This window comes from Arthrobacter sp. 10N410 (assembly GCF_056394945.1).
Genome location: NZ_JBFTIP010000003.1, coordinates 491,996 through 507,629, shown reverse-complemented (window position 1 = coordinate 507,629; position 15,634 = coordinate 491,996). Strand labels below are relative to the sequence as shown.

Here is a 15,634-nt window from a genome sequence, read left to right as displayed (position 1 = left end):
TCTGCGGATCGCCCAGCAGGGACGAGGCTACGTGCCAAATACCACTTTGGCAACAAGAGTCACATCAATAACATAAACAACAACAATGTCATTTGGTCACATTCGCAGGGGCGTGTCGAGCATTGCGGCGGGTGCCGGGGCGGGGCAGATGTACCCGTAGACCGCTGCGCCGGCCGGTCAGGCGTGCTGGTGCGCCTCGTGTTCCGCATGGGTGGCCGGTTCGAGCTGGAAGGTGCAATGTTCGGTGTCGAAGTGCGAGCCAAGGCAGGTGACCAGTTTGTCCAGCACCCTGTCGGCGCCGCGGGCGCCCAGCGCAGCGTCCTCCACGACCACGTGGGCAGAGAAGACCGGCACCCCTGAGGTGATCGTCCAGATGTGGATGTCGTGGACGGACACCACGCCGTCGACGGCCAGGATGTGTTCGCGGATCATCTGGACGTCCACGCCCTTGGGAGTGGCTTCGAGGAGCACGTCCACGACGTCCCGGAGCAGGTGCCACGCCCGGGGCAGGATCATCAGCGCGATCAGGATCGAGGCGATGGTGTCAGCGGCCTGGTAGCCGGTGACCATGATGACGATGGCCGCGACTATGACGGCGAAGGAGCCCAACAGGTCGCCCAGGACTTCCAGGTACGCTCCGCGGACGTTGAGGCTTTCCTTCTGTGCGCCGCGGAGGATCATCAGCGAGACCAGGTTGGCGACCGCGCCCAGGACGGCGGCGAACAGCATAACGTCGGTGTGGACCTCGGGAGCCGAGCCAAGGCGCCGGATGGCTTCGGTGAAGATGACCACGGAAATGACGATCAGGACCAGCGCGTTGGCCAGCGCGGCCAGGACCTCCGCCCGCTGGTAGCCGTAGGTCCGCGCATCGCTCGCCGGCCGCGCGGCAATCCAGGCCGCCAGCAGCGCGATGAAGACGCCGGCGGCGTCGGAGAGCATGTGCCCGGCGTCGGCGAACAGGGCCAGCGAACCGGAAACGAGGGCGCCCACGACCTGAATCAGGACCACGGACAGGGTGATGCCCAGCACGGCGATCAGGCGCTTGCGGTGCTTCCCGGTCGCCGTGATCCCATGTGAGTGGCTGTGGTCGTGTCCCATGATTCCAAGGCTAGTCCCACCGGAGGCGGCTAGCCCCAGCCGAGATCGTGCAGCCGTTCGTCGCTGATGCCGAAGTGGTGTGCGATCTCATGGACCACGGTGACCGTCACTTCCTCGACCACGTCCTCGCGGGAGGCACAGAGGTCCAGGATCGGCTGGCGGTAGATGGTGATCCGGTCCGGCAGCGAACCGGCGTCCCACCAGGAATCCCGCTCGGTCAGCGGCACGCCCTCGTAGAGGCCCAGCAGAACCGTGTCCGGGTCCTCGTCCGGTTGGGGGGTGTAGTCGTCCTCGATGAAGACCGCCACGTTGTTCATGGTCTTCGCCAATTCCGGCGGGATCCGGTCCAGGGCGTCGCCCACCGCGGCTTCGAATTCGTCCTCGGACATCGGGAACGGTCCGTGGTGGCGGTCGTGGTTGTGGCCTGCGTCGTCGTTCCCGCTGGGCACGATCGGCAGGCCGGGAGGGAGTGATGCGGGCATACCCGGAACTCTATGCCCTGGCCGGTGCGCCCCGCAGCGGCCGGGAACGGCGCCGGGTCAGCGCGACGCCGGCGAGGCAGATCACGCCGCCCACGAGGCCCCAGATGGTGGGGATCTCGCCCAGCACCAGCCAGGAGATCAGGATGGTGGTCCCGGGCACCAGGTAGGTGGTGGCGGCAAGCCGTCCGGCGTCGATCAGCGAGAGCGCATAGGCCCAGGTGGTGAACGCGATCGCAGTGGGAAAGACGCCCAGGTACACCAGCCCCAGCGTTGCGGGCAGCGGCGCCGCCTGCAGTTCAGCGACGAGCTGGCCGCTAAAGGGCAGGCAGCACACGGCGCCTACCATGATGCCGAACCAGGTGGCCTGGGCCGCGGGGAACTTCCGGAGCACCGGCTTCTGCACGATCACGCTCACCGCCGCGAGAGCGGCCGCGAGCAGGCAGAGCAGCACGCCGGCAACGTCCGCCGTCGAGCGCTGGCCGGAACCGAGGGCAATCACTGCCACGCCGCCGAAGGCCACCAGGCTGCCGATGATCAGCCAGCGCGGGAAGCCTTCCTTCAGGATGATCCCGGCCATCACGGCGACGAGGATGGGGTTGACGTTGATCAGCAGGGCGGCGGTGCCGGCGTCGAGCATGTGTTCGGCGGCGTTCAGGGCAACGTTGTAGCCGCCGAACCACATCACGCCGTAGGCCAGGATGGGCCACCACTCACGGCCCCGGGGCAGCACGGCGGTCTTGCGGAACTGCGGCAGTACCACGAGACCCAGCACGACGGCGGCCACGGCAAGCCGTCCCAGGGTCAGCGGTCCGGGGGAGAAGCTGGGGCCGACCGCGCGGATGCCCACGAAGGCCGACGCCCAGAGCACCACGGTGACGACGACGGCGGCGATTCCGAGCCTGCTGATCTGCCCGGGCCGGCGGGTTGCCTGCGCCGCGGCCGGTGGGGCGGCATGCGAGGCCGCTTCGTGCGTGCTGTCCGGGTGCGTGCCGTCCGGGTGGGTATTGTCCGGATGTGCGCTGTCCGGGGAGGGGGAGCCTGTCTCGGCTGTTGTTGCCATGCTGCCAATCTAGCCCGTGCGGCGGCCCGGCAGCTGGCGGGAATCGGTCAGGTCTAGTCGGTTTACTGCCAAAATGCAGCCAAGCCCAGCGCCGCGCCCGGCCCGGCGCACCGGCGCAGATTCAGCGGCCCTGATTCACCGGAGCGGGCGGGCGGCGGCCCGGATGGCCGCCGCGACCTCGTCAAGTGCGGCCGATCCGTGCCGCCATTGCTGCCAGTGGAGTGGGACATCCACGTGCGCCGCGGGATCCAGTGCCGTCATCGTGCCGCGCTGCAGTTCCTCCGATACTTCGATTTCGGGGAGCAGCCCCCAGCCCATCCCCCAGCGGATGGCTTCGCCGAACTCGTGGGCGGCCGGAATGTAATGCCGGGGCGCGTTCAATGCCGTGCGGCTCACCCACCGGAGGTATCGGTCCTGTAAATCATCCTTGCGGTCGAAAACAATGACCGGGGCGGCGGCGAGGGTAGCCGCCGAGGCGCCGCCGGAAAACCACCGGGCGGCGAAACCGGGGGTGCAGACCGGCAGGTAGCGCATGACACCCAGCCGCCGTGAGGTGCAGCCGGGCGCCGCCTCGGCCGTGGTGGTGATGGCGGCGGCCGCTGCGCCGCTGCGCAGGAGGCCCAGCGAATAGTCCTGGTCCTCCCGGAGAATCTCGAGCTGGACCCTTCCCGCCACCGCGGCCAGTCCGGCCAGCGCCCAGGTATGCAGGGAATCGCTGTTGATCACCAGGGTCAGGCGCGTCCGCCCGTGCGGTTCCTCCGGCCGCAGCTCCTCGGCAAGGTCTGCGGAAAGGAGCTCCAGCTGCCGGGCAAACCGCACCACCGCCTGGCCGGACTCGGTGAGTCCCGCCGGCCGGGCCCGGGTGAGCACGGGACGGCCGACCGCGGCCTCGAGGGCACGGATCCGCTGGCTGATGGCCGAGGGGGTCACGGATAGGTGGGCGGCTGCGGCGTCGAAGCTTCCGTGCGTGACGATGGCAGCCAGCGTCCGGGCCTGCTCGGGGGAGATGTCCATCATTAGCCAATCTTATGTGGCAACAGAAAGATTAGCTGGCTTCATCTTTGCCCGGCGCTTACCGTCGAAGGGTGATCCTTCCCCTGTTTTCCGGCCTCTCCGCCGGCCTGTCGCTCATTGTGGCCATAGGCGCGCAAAATGCCTTCGTCCTCCGACAGGGCATCCAGCGCTCCCATGTGGCCATGGTGGTGGCGGTCTGTGCCGTTTCGGACCTGGTGCTGATCGTGCTGGGCGTCGCCGGCATCGGCGTCCTCTTGGACCGGACGCCCGCCGCCCTCGTGGTGATCAAGTGGGCGGGAGCCGCGTTTTTGCTCGTCTACGGAGCGCTCGCGGCCCGGCGCGCGATCGGCGGGGAACAACTGGACCTGCCCGGGGACAAGCCCCCGGGCAGCAGGGCGGCCGTGCTGGCCACCTGCCTGGCTTTCACCTGGCTGAACCCGCACGTCTACCTGGACACCGTCTTGCTGCTCGGGTCGCTCGCGGCCGCCCACGGCGAGTCCGGACGCTGGTGGTTCGCGGCCGGCGCCGGCCTTGGAAGCATTGCGTGGTTCACCGCCCTCGGCGCGGGGGCGCGATTCCTGGCCTCCGTGTTCCGGCGCCGGGCGGCCTGGCGGGTGCTCGACGCCGCAATCGCCGTCGTGATGATCACGCTTGCTGTGTTGTTGCTTGCTTGAGCGCCGCGCCCGCCTGGCCGGCCCCGGCCGCTACTCTCCGCGCCCGGACCACTCGAGGAGTCGTTCCACCGGCCAGGTGGTGATGATCCGCTCCGCAGGCACGGCGTTCCGGGCGGCCCGCTCCGCGCCGTATTGCAGGAAGTCCAGCTGGCCCGGAGCGTGCGCGTCGCTGTCGATGCTGAAGAGGCAGCCGGCGTCGAGCGCGAGCTGGATCAGTTCATCCGGGGGGTCCTGGCGCTCCGGCCGTGCGTTGATTTCGACGGCTACGTCGTTCGCCGCGCATGCCGCGAACACACGCCTCGCGTCAAAGTCCGAGGGCGGCCTCGTCCCGCGGGAGCCGTCCAGCAGGCGGCCGGTGCAGTGGCCGAGCACCCTGGTGTGCGGATCCTCGATCCCGGCCAGCATCCGCCGGGTCATGGTCCGACTGTCCGAGCGGAGCTTCGAGTGCACGCTCGCCACCACGATGTCCAGGCGGTCCAGCAGTTCCGGTGCCTGGTCCAGCGTTCCGTCCTCCAGGATGTCGACCTCGATGCCGGAGAGCAGGCGGACCGGGGGGTGGCCTGCGCCTGGCCCGGGGGCCTGCGCGGCCACGATCCCCGCGACCACCTCCAACTGCTCGGTGAGGCGTTCGGCGCTGAGGCCGTTAGCGATCTTGAGGGTGGGGGAGTGGTCGGTCAAGGCCAGATATTCGCGGCCCAGCATCCGGGCCGCGTCCAGCATGGACTCGATCGGCGAGCCGCCGTCGGACCAGTCGCTGTGCGTGTGCAGGTCGCCGCGGAGGTTCGCCAGCAGTTCATGGCCGCCGGCGGCGAGGGGCTCGGCGCCGCGTTCCCGCAGGCCCGCGAGGTAGTCGGGGACGCCGCCGCCGACCGCCTGCGCAATCACCTCGAAGGTCCGGTCGCCGATCCCCTTCATCCGTTTCAGCCGGCCGTCGGCCGTCCGTGCGGCCAGTTCCCCGGGGGAGAAGCCGCCGATGAGTTCGGCCGCCTTGCGGAACGCCTGGACCTTGAAGGTGGTGGCGCGTTCGCGTTCGAGCCAGAAAGCGATCTCATTGAGGGCAGCGGTGGCGTCCATCTGACCATCATCCGCACAGCCGCATGGGCCCTGTCCAGAGCTTATTCCCGGGTTGTGGAGTGGATTTTGGAGATTCCGGAAGTTGGCCCTATAGTTTTATAGGTCCAGTTCGGAGGAACCCGAAGGGAACAAAAACGGAAGGCTTCGGCCCTTAATTTTTGCCCTTGTTTCAGTGGGTTTTACCGGATGGCGTCCTGGCCCCCATCGTCTAGCGGCCTAGGACACCGCCCTTTCACGGCGGCGGCACGGGTTCGAATCCCGTTGGGGGTACGCAAGGAACTGGTCAAGCCGGACCAAAAAGTCTGGTAGGCTAAAGGCCTTGAAAAATTGCAGTAGCGATACTGCAGGCAGCAAGAAACAGCAGTAAACAAGCAGTAAAAGCAAGGCCCTGTAGCGCAGTTGGTTAGCGCGCCGCCCTGTCACGGCGGAGGTCGCGGGTTCAAGTCCCGTCAGGGTCGCTCTGATTGCCAGAAGAAATTCCGGCCGTCATGGTGACACGTCACCTAGGCTCTGTAGCTCAGTTGGTAGAGCGTTCGACTGAAAATCGAAAGGTCACCGGATCGACGCCGGTCGGAGCCACCACTGGGAAGCATCAGTTCATAAACGAACTGGTGCTTTTCTTCTTTAACCCACCCGCCGCTCCGTAATGGCCCTATTGCGGCGTGAAACGGCCCCTCTGGAGCAATCGAGGATGCCCGGAAGCTCGGTCCGAACCTGCAGGCACTACGCAGAGGCTACGGATAGACAGGACGCGGCGCAGGGGGTAGACATTGAGCGAACCCATGGCGTAGAGGGGGAGGACGCTCAGTGGAGATCGCCGACAGCTCGGATCTGCAGGAGACGGACACCGTTGGGAAGTGTCCGTGTGCAGGGGCCCGCTTCAACCCCGCTGCCTGCGGCCGCCTCGCCCGGCGCCGTCGGAGCGGCCGCTTCGCCGGGCAAAGGGCGCCCAGATGTTTGTGACTTTTTGGCGGTTTCGCCGCGCCTTGGCACCACGCGCCGCGGCGTTGGCCGCCGGAGCTGCCCTGGTGGTCCTCGCGGCTGCCCTGCAGGTGGCGCTGCCGTGGCCCCTGAAAGTCATTGTCGACGATGTGCTCAAGACCCCGGGCGCTGCGAGCAAGAACGAGTTCCTGCGAACGTTCGGTGCGGCCGGGCTGGAAGGTCAGCAGCTGCTGGTGGTGGCAGTTGCGTGCCTGTTGGTGTTCACCCTGGCGAATGCGGCGGCCAACTATTTTGGGGCGCGGCTGCTCAACGGCGTCGGAGAGCGGGTAATGGCATCCGTCCGCTCCGAGGTGTTCACCCACCTCCAGCGGCTCTCCCTGTCCTTCCACGACAAGCAGAGGCTCGGGGATCTGGTGACTCGGGCGACCACGGATGTCGACTACGTGCGCGCCATGATCATCTCAATGCTGGCTGTCCTGGTACCCAACATCCTCATTCTGGCTTTCATCACGACGATCTGCATGGTGGTTGATCCGGGCTTCGCCATGATCGCCCTGGCGGTCTCACCGGTGTTGTTCGCTACGGTGCTGATGTACCGCCCCCGCATCAAGGCTGCGTCCCGGGCCGCGCGGAGAAGGGACAGCGACATTGCCTCCACGATGGCGGAGACCTTCTCCTCGGTGCGGGTTATGCAGTCCTCTTCCAGCGAGGCGCGCCATGAGGCCGATTTCCAGCTCCGCAATGCCGCGCGGATGAATGCGGGCCTGAGGCTGGTCCGGTTGCAGGCAGCACTGTCCCCGCTGGTGGATGTCATCGTCACACTCGGCACCGTCGTCGTGCTCTGGGCGGGCGTGCAGCGGGTGCTGGACAGTTCAATGACGCTGGGACTGTTGCTGGTCTTTCTGGCGTACCTCAAAGCCCTTTACGATCCGATGAAGGAACTTTCCAAGCTGACGACGGTCATGAGCCGGGGCCAGGTCAGCGCGGAGCGGCTCCAGGACGTCCTCAGCACCGCCCCGGCAATCACGGACCCGCCCGGTGCCCCGCCGGCGCCGCGGCTGGCGGGCGCGGTGGAGCTGCGAGATGTCGACTTCCACTACGACGATTCCGAGGTGCTGCACAAGATTAACCTCCGTGTGGAGCCGGGCCGGATGATTGCGCTGACCGGGCCCACCGGTGCGGGCAAGTCAACGGTGGTCAGCCTTATTCCGCGGCTCTACGACGTGACGGGCGGCGCTGTTCTCCTCGACGGCGTGGACGTCCGCGAACTGCAGCTGGCCTCGGTGCGCCAGCAGATCTCGATGGTCCTGCAGGAATCCATCCTGTTTCACGGCACCATCTACGACAACATCGCCTACGGATCGGACAACGTCACTCCGGAACAGGTTTTCGCCGCAGCCCACGCCGCGCATGTCGATGAATTCGTTGATCAGCTGCCGCTGGGCTATGACACCCCGGTTGCCGAGCGGGGCGTCAGCCTCTCCGGCGGACAACGCCAGCGCATCGCGATCGCCCGGGCCCTGGTCCGCGATACACCGATCGTCATCCTCGATGAGCCCACCTCCGGCCTGGACGCCATCTCCGAACAATACGTGATGGAGGGAATGGACCGGCTGATGGCCGGGCGGACTGTCATCGTGATCGCGCACCGCCTCTCCACTCTCCGGCGCGCGGACAAGATCTACGTGCTGGACCACGGGCGGATTGTGGAAAGCGGTAACCACCGGCAACTCCTCGCAGCCGGCGGTCTCTACAGCCGGCTCGACGGGCTGCAGGGGGCCCAAGATCCTCCAGCCTTGCCGCTGCCTGCGCGGGGCGCGATCCGCGAGGGAACGCCGGCGAGGCCCGCGACCTCGGGAGCCCTCCCCTGGCGGATCGGAAGGGAGGGCGCGCTGGAGGTGCTGTTGGTCCACCGGCGCCGTCATCAGGACTGGTCCATCCCCAAGGGAAAAGCCCAACCGGGCGAGACGGACCAGGAATGTGCGCTGCGGGAAGTGGGCGAGGAGACGGGTCTCGTCTGCCGGGCCGGTGCGGAGCTGCCGCAGGTGACCTATCTGGACCGCCGCCGGCGCCTCAAGACGGTGCGCTACTGGGCCGCGGAGGCCCAGGGCGGCGTCTTCTCGGCCAACGATGAAGTGGACGAGGCCCGCTGGTTCAGCATTCCGGCGGCGCTGCGCACGCTGAGCGAACCACGCGAACGGCCCGTGCTTCTCGCACTGGGCGGCGTCCTGGAGCGGGAACTTGGGATCCGTGCGGTGCCGGCCCGGGACAGGATGCTGCTGCTTATCCGCGGGGCCACGGCAACACCCCGCCAGCTGTGGGACCACTCCGAACTCACCCGGCCGCTGGCCCACGAAGGACGCACGACAGCCCGCTCCCTCGAAGGACTCGGCTCGTTCTTCGAAATAAACCGGATCCTCTCCGCGCCGGCCGCCCGGTGTATCGGCACTGTTGAACCGCTGGCACGCCGTGCATCCCTGACGGTGGAAGTGGCCAGTGATCTTTCCGATGGCCGCATCGAACGGGCGATGCGGCTCGTCGACAACGCCCGCGGCACGGGGACCGTGCTGTGCACGCATGAGGATGTCATCGCCTCGGTCCTGGACCGCCTGGCCGCGCGCGACCGGACAACCCTCGACAGCCGCGCCGGCCGCCGGCGCGGCTCGGTCTGGGCCCTGACCGGGGACACGTCACGCTACACCGGCGCGTATTATCTCCCCATGCCCGAGGCGGTCCGCCTGCCCGAACAGCGCGCGACCAACAATTAGCTGTCCAACGCCGCGCGGGACGATAATTCCCTCGCCCGACACGGGCGCCGTGACCAGGGTTGGGGACACGCCGGCACTCCCGGCTAGACTCGCACGCTGGGGAAGAACGCCATCGCTGCGGACAGTCCCTGGACGGATCCGCGGCGCACGCCCGACCAGAAGAGTGATTTTGACGAAAACTGCACGCCCGCTGACCGTGACCGCCCTCCTCGCCGCCCTGGCGCTAACCGCCTGCTCTGCGCCGGAAGCCGCGGCCCCGCCGTCGTCGTCGGCCCCCGCACCGTCCGCCTCCGCGACGCCCAGCCCCACCAAGTCCTCCGGCCCCTATGGCGACTTCCCGACGGCGGCCGAGGCCTGCAAGACGATTTCGGAGCAGGCCACGGGCGCCTCGCTGTTCCCGCTCTCGGCGGCACAGGGCAAAACCGCCGAACTTGAGCAGCTCAAGGCCGAACTCAGCCGCACGGCCGAACGCGTACCGGACAGCCTCAAGGCCGACTTCGCCAAACTCAACGAGGTCGCCGTCGCGGGCCTGAGCGACCAGACCGTCTATTCCAGCGGCAAGTTCCAGGACGCCATGGCTCCCGTGACCGGTTGGATTGCCGCCAACTGCAAGTAGCTCCTCGGGCACATGGCTCCCGGGTCCGAAGCGGCCCGGAAATCCAGGCGATGTGGCCCCACCGTCGGCCCTAAGGGCTAGGGTGGTGTCAAAGAGAAGGGGGAGTGCCAGATGGAGTACCAGAATCCTCAGTCCGCGGATCCCGGGGTGGGTCTGCCGGCGGCGGCCCGTGCCGCGACCGGCCGCACCGTGATTTCCGAAGCCGCTGTCGCCAAGGTTGCCGGCATCGCCGCCCGCGCCGTTCCCGGCGTGTATTCCCTGGGCACCGGGCCTTCCCGCGCCCTGGGCGCCATCCGCGACGCGGTCGGCAGTTCGGACCACGCTGCCGGGGTGCGCGCCGAGGTCGGCGAGACCCAGGTGGCCGTGGACATTGACCTCGTGGCGCTCTACGGCACCCCGCTGCATGCATTGGCGGACCAAATCCGGGCGGCTGTCTATGCCGCCGTGGAGGAACTCGTCGGCCTCCAGGTCATTGAAGTCAATATCGAGATCCATGACGTCTTCGTCCCCGGTCCGCCCAAGCCCGCGGCCTCCGGCGAGGCACGACCCACGAGGGAGGCCCTGCAGTGAACCTGACCGTAGTCGGCATTGCGGCCGGCGCTTTCCTGGCTTTCATGTCCTTCACGTTCGGGGCCTGGGGCTTCCTCGGCTCCCTGCTCTTCATGGCCGTCGGAGCCCTGCTGGGCCGTGCGGCGGAAGGGAAACTGGACCTGCGCAGCGTCGTCGATGCCCTCACGGGCCGGCGATCCTCCTCATGAGTTCCACCGCCGGACGGCTGCTGGCCGGACACAACCGGATCAGCACCCAGGCCCTCACGAGCGTGGCGCGGGCCGCAACTGCGGAGGCGCTCGGTGTGCCGCCGCAGGACGTCCGGGCCGACTGGGCCGACGACGACGGCCTGCTGGCCCTGTCCCTCGTCACGCCTATCGCCGTCCCGTCGCTCACCGCGGTGCTCCGGGACCCGGCCCGCGTGGCATCCTTCGGCGGCCCCATCTGGGACCGTGCGGTGGCCGCGAAGGCGGAGATTCTGCGCCGCGTCACGGAGCTCAGCGGCGCGCAGCTGAGCCGGGTGGACATCCGCATCAGCGGGGCCAGCGTCAGTGACGGAGGGCGGGTCCGGTGAGCCAGGCCGCCGAACGCCCCTACGGCGGCGCCGGGTCCCCGGAGGCCGCTGGCACGGGCACCCACCCAGCCGGATCCGGTCCCGCCGCGAGTCCCGGGGCAGACCCAGGCGACGCCGTAACCGAGCGGGTCCTAGCCCGCGAGACCAGCTCGTCCCGGGCGTCAGCCGCCGTCATCGCGGCAGTCCTGGTGATCGGGCTGTGCGTCTACGCCCTGCTGGAAACGGCGGTGCGGGCCGTTGGGCAGCCGCCGTGGCTGATCGATCCGCAGACCGCCGCCGAGAAAGTCATCGCCCTCCCGGCCGGAGTCCCGCCGCTCCTGCTCGGCGTCGTCGGCGCGGTGCTGTTCGCGGCCGGGCTCTTTTTCTTCCTCAACGCGGTGTTGCCCGGACGGCGGGCCCGGCACGTGCTCGCCGACGCACGGGCCGCCGTCGTGGTCGATGACGAGGTGATCGCCTCGGCGCTGGCGCGGCGCGCCCGGCTCGCCGCCAACGTGACGCAGGAGCAGGTGATGGTGGTGGTGTCCCGGCGGCAGGTGCTGGTCAACGTCCGGCCCACCTCCGGTGTGCCGCTCCGCGCAACGGACGTCCAGTCCGCCGTGGAGGCGGAGCTCCGAGACATGGCGCTCTCGCCCCTGCCGGAGGTCCGGGTCAACCTGGCCTCCTCGGGGGTGATCGGCGCGTGAACGGTACCCCGCGGATCCTCAACCGGATCCTGATCGGCATCCTCGGCGCCAAGCTCCTGGTCATCGGGGCCCTGCTGATCCTGCTGGCCACCGTCCCCGCCGTCGGCCGCTGGTGGCAGTACTGGTCGGCGGGGGTATGGGCCGGCGCCCGCGGACTCTTCGACCGCACCCGCTTCCCAGGGGGGACCGAGAGCTGGCTGTGGATCGTCATAGTGGTCCTGCTGCTGCTCGTCATCGGGGTCATGGTGGCCTGGCTGGCGCAACAGGGCAAAGGCCGCGCGAACCTGCTCGTCGCCGAGGACGACGCCGGCGAAGTGCCCGGCAATGTCCGGATCGGCGGCGGTGTGGCGGAACAGGCCCTCCGGGCGGCACTGGCCGACCGGCCTGACCTGGCCGGCGCCACGGTGGCCACCTACGAGTTTGCCGGCGAGCCGGCCCTGCGGATCCGGGTACAACCGCGCCAGGGCGTCGCCCCGCACATCCTGGCTGCGGAGGTCTCGGCCCTGGTGGAGGCACTGGATGCCGTGATCGGGAAGCGCACACCCGTGCTGATTCACATCGGCTCCGGCGCTCGGTCCAGGTTCGGCCGCGCCGAACGCGTCCGCTGAGCCGACGCCGGGCTTCGGCCGGCTGACGGTGAGGTCTTGGACACATTTGCCCCACCGGAAACGCAGGCCCCAGCCCGATGGCAACCCCGCACCGCCGCGGCAACGCGCGGAATGACCGCCGCCGCAGGCGGTCTCCATTGCGTAAAGGTTTAATGTAAACGCTTGCATTCCTCACCGCCGGGTCGCTAGTGTGATGGTCACCACACCAACTGCACCACCGGTCCAGCCGGTACTCAGCGAGGAGCACCTGTATGAAATCCCGTAATTACCTACTTCCCGTAGCCGCGGCCGGTGTCTTGGCCCTCTCCCTCTCGGCCTGTGCTGGCGGGGGAGGCGGCGGTGGCACCACGGGCGGTGGCGGCGGCGGCGACGCGGCAGCCAACCTGGACGGGCGCGGCCCCATCACCTACGTGCAGGGCAAGGACAACAGCAACGTGGTCCGGCCGCTGATCGAAAAGTGGAACGCCGCGCACCCGAACGAGAAGGTGACGTTCAAGGAGCAGACCGACCAGGCCGACCAGCAGCACGATGACCTCGTCCAGAACTTCCAGGCCAAGAACGCCAACTACGACGTGGTCAGCGTTGACGTCGTCTGGACCGCCGAATTCGCGGCGAAGGGCTGGCTGCAGCCGCTCAAGGACAAGATGGCGCTCGACACCGCCGGAATGCTGAAGCCGACCCTCGACGCCGCGTCCTACAAGGGCACCCTGTACGCCGCGCCGGAGTCTTCCGACGGCGGCATCCTGTACTACCGCAAGGACCTGGTTCCCACGCCGCCCAAGACCTGGGACGAAATGATGGGCATGTGCTCGATCGCCAAGGCCAAGAACATGGGTTGCTACGCCGGCCAGTTCTCGAAGTACGAGGGCCTCACGGTGAACGCCTCCGAGGCGATCAACTCCTTCGGCGGTTCCGTGCTGGACAAGGACGGCAAGCCGAGCCTGAACACGGAGGAAGCCAAGACCGGCCTCAGCAACCTCGCCAAGGCCTACGCTGACGGCAACATTCCGAAGGAAGCCATCACGTACAAGGAAGAGGAATCCCGCCAGGCCTTCCAGGACGGCAAGCTCCTGTTCCTGCGCAACTGGCCGTACGTCTACAACCTGGCCACCACCGAAGGATCTTCCAAGGTCAAGAACGTGCTGGGCATGACCGCACTCCCGGGCAAGGACGGCCCCGGCGCCTCCTCGCTCGGCGGCCACAGCGCCGGCATGAGCGTCTACTCCAAGAACAAGGCCACCGCGCTGGACTTCCTGAAGTTCCTCACCACGGAAGAAACGCAGAAGTTCTTCGCCACGCAGGGTTCGCTGGCTCCGGTGCTGACCAAGCTCTACGACGACAAGGAACTGGTTGCGAAGCTGCCGTACCTGCCGGTGCTGAAGACCTCGATTGAGAACGCCGTCCCGCGTCCGGTGACCCCGTTCTACCCGGCCGTTACCAAGGCCATCCAGGACAACGCATACCCGGCCATCAAGGGCGAGAAGGCAGTGGACGCAGCGCTGTCGGACATGCAGAAGTCCATCGAAACCCAGTCAAAGTAGTCCAAAATGGCAACTGAATTGGGCCCGACGCCGGTTAAGAAGCCGGCGTCGGGCGGGACCGAGCTCCACCACGCACCCAAGGGGGTGGGGGAGGACAACGTGATCGCCAGCCAGGGCAGGTGGGCGTCCTGGCTGCTTGCCCCCACCATCATCGCGCTGGCTGTCGTTATCGTTTACCCGATTATCAGCGCCATCGTGATGTCCTTCCAGGCCGACGCCGGCCTGGATCCGGCCACCGGCCTCTTCACCGAGGGCGGCCCAGCCGGCTTCTCGAACTATGTCAACTGGATCGCCCAGCAGTGCACGTCGCCCGACGGCGGCACAGTCGCCTGCCCGCCGGGGACCCTGGGTTCCCAGTTCTGGTCCGCGACCGCCACGACGTTCTTCTTTACCGTTGTGACCGTGGCCCTGGAGACCGTGCTCGGCTTCTGGATGGCCATGATCATGGCCCGCACCTTCAAGGGACGCAGCCTGGTCCGCGCCGCAGTGCTGGTTCCGTGGGCCATCCCCACCGCCGTCACTGCCAAGCTGTGGCTGTTCATCTTCGCGTTTGAGGGCATCGCCAACAAGCTCTTCAACACGACCATCCTGTGGACCGGCAGCGAGTGGCCGGCCAAGTGGGCGGTCATCATCGCCGACGTCTGGAAAACGACGCCGTTCATGGCGCTGCTGATCCTGGCCGGCCTGCAGATGATTCCTGCCGAGGTGTACGAGGCAGCCAAGGTTGACGGCGCTTCGGCCTGGCAGCGGTTCCGGATGATCACCCTGCCGCTGGTGAAGCCGGCGCTCATGGTGGCCATCCTCTTCCGCACCCTCGACGCGCTGCGCATGTTCGACCTGCCGTACATCCTGACCGGCGGGGCCAACAACACCACCACGCTGTCCATCCTGGTGATCAACCAGATCAGGCAGGGCTTCAACGTGGCGGCGGCACTGTCCACCATTACGTTCATCATCATTTTCCTTGTCGCCTTCATCTTCGTGCGCTTCCTTGGCGCGAACGTGGTGGAGCAGCAGACCGGCGCTAGTAAGGGGAAGAAATGACCACCGCCGCGACCGAGCTGCGCGCGCAGCAGGACCGGGGGCGCAAGGTCGCCCAGAACCGGGAAAAGTGGGCCCAGGGCCGGACCTACATCAGTGCCCTGGTGATCCTCATCTGGTGCCTCGCCCCGGCCTACTGGATGGTGGTGACCGCCTTCCGCGACGTCGGGTTCACCTACGACACCTCGATCCTGCCGACGCACGTCACGCTGGACAACTTCAACACCGCGTTCGATACGTCCTTCGGGAACCACTTCGGCCAGGCGCTGCTGAACAGTGTGTTCATCGGCGTCGTGGTGACCGTGGTCTCGCTGCTGATCGGCGTCTTCGCGGCCTACGCCCTGGCCCGGTTGAACTTCCGGTTCAAGTTCCTTGTGCTGGGCTTCATCCTGGGGGCCTCGATGTTCCCGGGCGTCGCCCTCATCACCCCGCTGTTCCAGCTGTTCACCAACATCGGCTGGATGGGTACCTACCAGGCCCTGATCATCCCGAACATCTCGTTCGTGCTGCCGCTGACCGTCTACACGATGACGTCGTTCTTCCGCGAAATGCCGTGGGAGCTCGAGGAATCGGCGCGGGTGGACGGCTGCACGCAGGGCCAGGCCTTCCGGAAGGTGATCATGCCGCTCGCGGCTCCCGCCATCTTCACCACGGCCATCCTGGCGTTCATCTCCTCGTGGAATGAATTCCTGATCGCCAGCCAGCTTTCGTCCGACGCGACCCAGCCGGTCACCGTCGCCATCGCGAGCTTCGCCGGCGCACAGCCCAACCAGATCCCCTACACGGCGATCATGGCGGCTGGCACCATCGTGACCATCCCGCTCGTGGTCCTGGTGCTGGTGTTCCAGCGCAAGATCGTGGCCGGGCTGACGGCCGGCGCCGTCAAGTGACGGTTTCCTGATGGCGGATT

At 67.6% G+C, this 15,634-nt stretch carries 16 protein-coding genes and 3 tRNA genes; 14 read left to right on the top strand and 5 right to left on the bottom strand.

Annotated elements, in window-relative coordinates; genetic code table 11:
• Positions 1-177: 177 nt before the first annotated feature.
• From AC1DB8_RS10080 to AC1DB8_RS10065, 4 genes are all read right to left on the bottom strand, one after another.
• Positions 178-1,098, bottom strand: coding sequence for a cation diffusion facilitator family transporter (locus tag AC1DB8_RS10080; RefSeq protein WP_476892917.1), 921 nt, complete (start codon positions 1,096-1,098; stop codon positions 178-180).
• A gap of 29 nt (positions 1,099-1,127) precedes the next feature.
• A complete protein-coding gene (locus AC1DB8_RS10075; protein ID WP_441417990.1) occupies positions 1,128-1,580 on the bottom strand; it encodes a metallopeptidase family protein in 453 nt (150 codons plus the stop codon).
• Positions 1,581-1,590: 10 nt separating this feature from the next.
• Positions 1,591-2,640, bottom strand: a complete 1,050-nt coding sequence (locus AC1DB8_RS10070) for a DMT family transporter (RefSeq protein ID WP_441417989.1) — start codon at positions 2,638-2,640, stop codon at positions 1,591-1,593.
• A 135-nt stretch (positions 2,641-2,775) separates the two neighbouring features.
• Positions 2,776-3,657 carry an ArgP/LysG family DNA-binding transcriptional regulator gene (locus tag AC1DB8_RS10065; protein WP_476892916.1) on the bottom strand — a complete coding sequence of 294 codons (882 nt, stop codon included), beginning with the start codon at positions 3,655-3,657 and terminating at the stop codon, positions 2,776-2,778.
• Positions 3,658-3,725: 68 nt separating this feature from the next.
• Between AC1DB8_RS10065 and AC1DB8_RS10060 the strand changes: the two genes are divergently transcribed.
• Positions 3,726-4,328, top strand: coding sequence for a LysE/ArgO family amino acid transporter (locus tag AC1DB8_RS10060; RefSeq protein WP_476892915.1), 603 nt, complete (start codon positions 3,726-3,728; stop codon positions 4,326-4,328).
• 30 nt (positions 4,329-4,358) lie between these two features.
• Here AC1DB8_RS10060 and AC1DB8_RS10055 read toward each other — a convergent pair whose 3' ends face one another.
• Positions 4,359-5,402 (bottom strand): PHP domain-containing protein, encoded by a 1,044-nt coding sequence (locus AC1DB8_RS10055; RefSeq protein ID WP_476892914.1) that lies wholly within the window; start codon positions 5,400-5,402, stop codon positions 4,359-4,361.
• 197 nt (positions 5,403-5,599) lie between these two features.
• Between AC1DB8_RS10055 and AC1DB8_RS10050 the strand changes: the two genes are divergently transcribed.
• The 13 genes from AC1DB8_RS10050 to AC1DB8_RS09990 all read left to right on the top strand — a co-directional run bounded on the left by AC1DB8_RS10050 (position 5,600) and on the right by AC1DB8_RS09990 (position 15,614).
• Positions 5,600-5,672: transfer RNA gene (locus tag AC1DB8_RS10050), tRNA-Glu, on the top strand.
• Positions 5,673-5,786: 114 nt separating this feature from the next.
• Positions 5,787-5,860 (top strand) — tRNA-Asp (locus tag AC1DB8_RS10045).
• Positions 5,861-5,908: 48 nt separating this feature from the next.
• Positions 5,909-5,984 (top strand) — tRNA-Phe (locus AC1DB8_RS10040).
• A gap of 371 nt (positions 5,985-6,355) precedes the next feature.
• A complete protein-coding gene (locus tag AC1DB8_RS10035; RefSeq protein ID WP_476892913.1) occupies positions 6,356-9,112 on the top strand; it encodes an ABC transporter transmembrane domain-containing protein in 2,757 nt (918 codons plus the stop codon).
• A gap of 169 nt (positions 9,113-9,281) precedes the next feature.
• The gene (locus AC1DB8_RS10030; protein ID WP_441417981.1) at positions 9,282-9,728 is read left to right on the top strand and encodes a hypothetical protein; all 447 of its coding nucleotides are present in this window, start codon (positions 9,282-9,284) and stop codon (positions 9,726-9,728) included.
• A gap of 111 nt (positions 9,729-9,839) precedes the next feature.
• On the top strand, positions 9,840-10,298 hold the full coding sequence (locus tag AC1DB8_RS10025) for an Asp23/Gls24 family envelope stress response protein (RefSeq protein WP_441417980.1): 459 nt from the start codon (positions 9,840-9,842) through the stop codon (positions 10,296-10,298).
• Positions 10,295-10,486: a hypothetical protein gene (locus AC1DB8_RS10020; RefSeq protein ID WP_441417979.1), complete on the top strand. Its 192-nt coding sequence runs from the start codon at positions 10,295-10,297 to the stop codon at positions 10,484-10,486. Before AC1DB8_RS10025 ends, AC1DB8_RS10020 begins: the two co-directional genes overlap by 4 nt.
• On the top strand, positions 10,483-10,851 hold the full coding sequence (locus tag AC1DB8_RS10015) for a hypothetical protein (protein ID WP_441417978.1): 369 nt from the start codon (positions 10,483-10,485) through the stop codon (positions 10,849-10,851). The genes AC1DB8_RS10020 and AC1DB8_RS10015 overlap by 4 nt, the downstream gene beginning before the upstream one ends.
• Positions 10,848-11,534, top strand: coding sequence for a hypothetical protein (locus AC1DB8_RS10010; protein ID WP_476892912.1), 687 nt, complete (start codon positions 10,848-10,850; stop codon positions 11,532-11,534). The genes AC1DB8_RS10015 and AC1DB8_RS10010 overlap by 4 nt, the downstream gene beginning before the upstream one ends.
• The gene (locus tag AC1DB8_RS10005; protein WP_441417976.1) at positions 11,531-12,142 is read left to right on the top strand and encodes a hypothetical protein; all 612 of its coding nucleotides are present in this window, start codon (positions 11,531-11,533) and stop codon (positions 12,140-12,142) included. The genes AC1DB8_RS10010 and AC1DB8_RS10005 overlap by 4 nt, the downstream gene beginning before the upstream one ends.
• A 251-nt stretch (positions 12,143-12,393) precedes the next feature.
• On the top strand, positions 12,394-13,683 hold the full coding sequence (locus AC1DB8_RS10000) for an ABC transporter substrate-binding protein (protein ID WP_441417975.1): 1,290 nt from the start codon (positions 12,394-12,396) through the stop codon (positions 13,681-13,683).
• A gap of 6 nt (positions 13,684-13,689) precedes the next feature.
• On the top strand, positions 13,690-14,727 hold the full coding sequence (locus AC1DB8_RS09995) for a carbohydrate ABC transporter permease (RefSeq protein ID WP_441417974.1): 1,038 nt from the start codon (positions 13,690-13,692) through the stop codon (positions 14,725-14,727).
• Entirely contained in the window at positions 14,724-15,614 is an 891-nt protein-coding gene (locus tag AC1DB8_RS09990; RefSeq protein WP_441417973.1) for a carbohydrate ABC transporter permease, read from the top strand. Before AC1DB8_RS09995 ends, AC1DB8_RS09990 begins: the two co-directional genes overlap by 4 nt.
• Positions 15,615-15,634 lie beyond the last annotated feature (20 nt).

Excerpts from the sequence above, each read along its gene's own strand:
- AC1DB8_RS10075 (WP_441417990.1), bottom strand. The coding sequence starts at position 1,580 with ATGCCCGCATCACTCCCTCCCGGCCTGCCGATCGTGCCCAGCGGGAAC.
- AC1DB8_RS10065 (WP_476892916.1), bottom strand. The coding sequence starts at position 3,657 with ATGATGGACATCTCCCCCGAGCAGGCCCGGACGCTGGCTGCCATCGTC.
- AC1DB8_RS10025 (WP_441417980.1), top strand. The coding sequence starts at position 9,840 with ATGGAGTACCAGAATCCTCAGTCCGCGGATCCCGGGGTGGGTCTGCCG.
- AC1DB8_RS10055 (WP_476892914.1), bottom strand. The coding sequence starts at position 5,402 with ATGGACGCCACCGCTGCCCTCAATGAGATCGCTTTCTGGCTCGAACGC.
- AC1DB8_RS10070 (WP_441417989.1), bottom strand. The coding sequence starts at position 2,640 with ATGGCAACAACAGCCGAGACAGGCTCCCCCTCCCCGGACAGCGCACAT.
- AC1DB8_RS10015 (WP_441417978.1), top strand. The coding sequence starts at position 10,483 with ATGAGTTCCACCGCCGGACGGCTGCTGGCCGGACACAACCGGATCAGC.
- AC1DB8_RS10035 (WP_476892913.1), top strand. The coding sequence starts at position 6,356 with ATGTTTGTGACTTTTTGGCGGTTTCGCCGCGCCTTGGCACCACGCGCC.
- AC1DB8_RS09990 (WP_441417973.1), top strand. The coding sequence starts at position 14,724 with ATGACCACCGCCGCGACCGAGCTGCGCGCGCAGCAGGACCGGGGGCGC.
- AC1DB8_RS10080 (WP_476892917.1), bottom strand. The coding sequence starts at position 1,098 with ATGGGACACGACCACAGCCACTCACATGGGATCACGGCGACCGGGAAG.
- AC1DB8_RS09995 (WP_441417974.1), top strand. The coding sequence starts at position 13,690 with ATGGCAACTGAATTGGGCCCGACGCCGGTTAAGAAGCCGGCGTCGGGC.
- AC1DB8_RS10000 (WP_441417975.1), top strand. The coding sequence starts at position 12,394 with ATGAAATCCCGTAATTACCTACTTCCCGTAGCCGCGGCCGGTGTCTTG.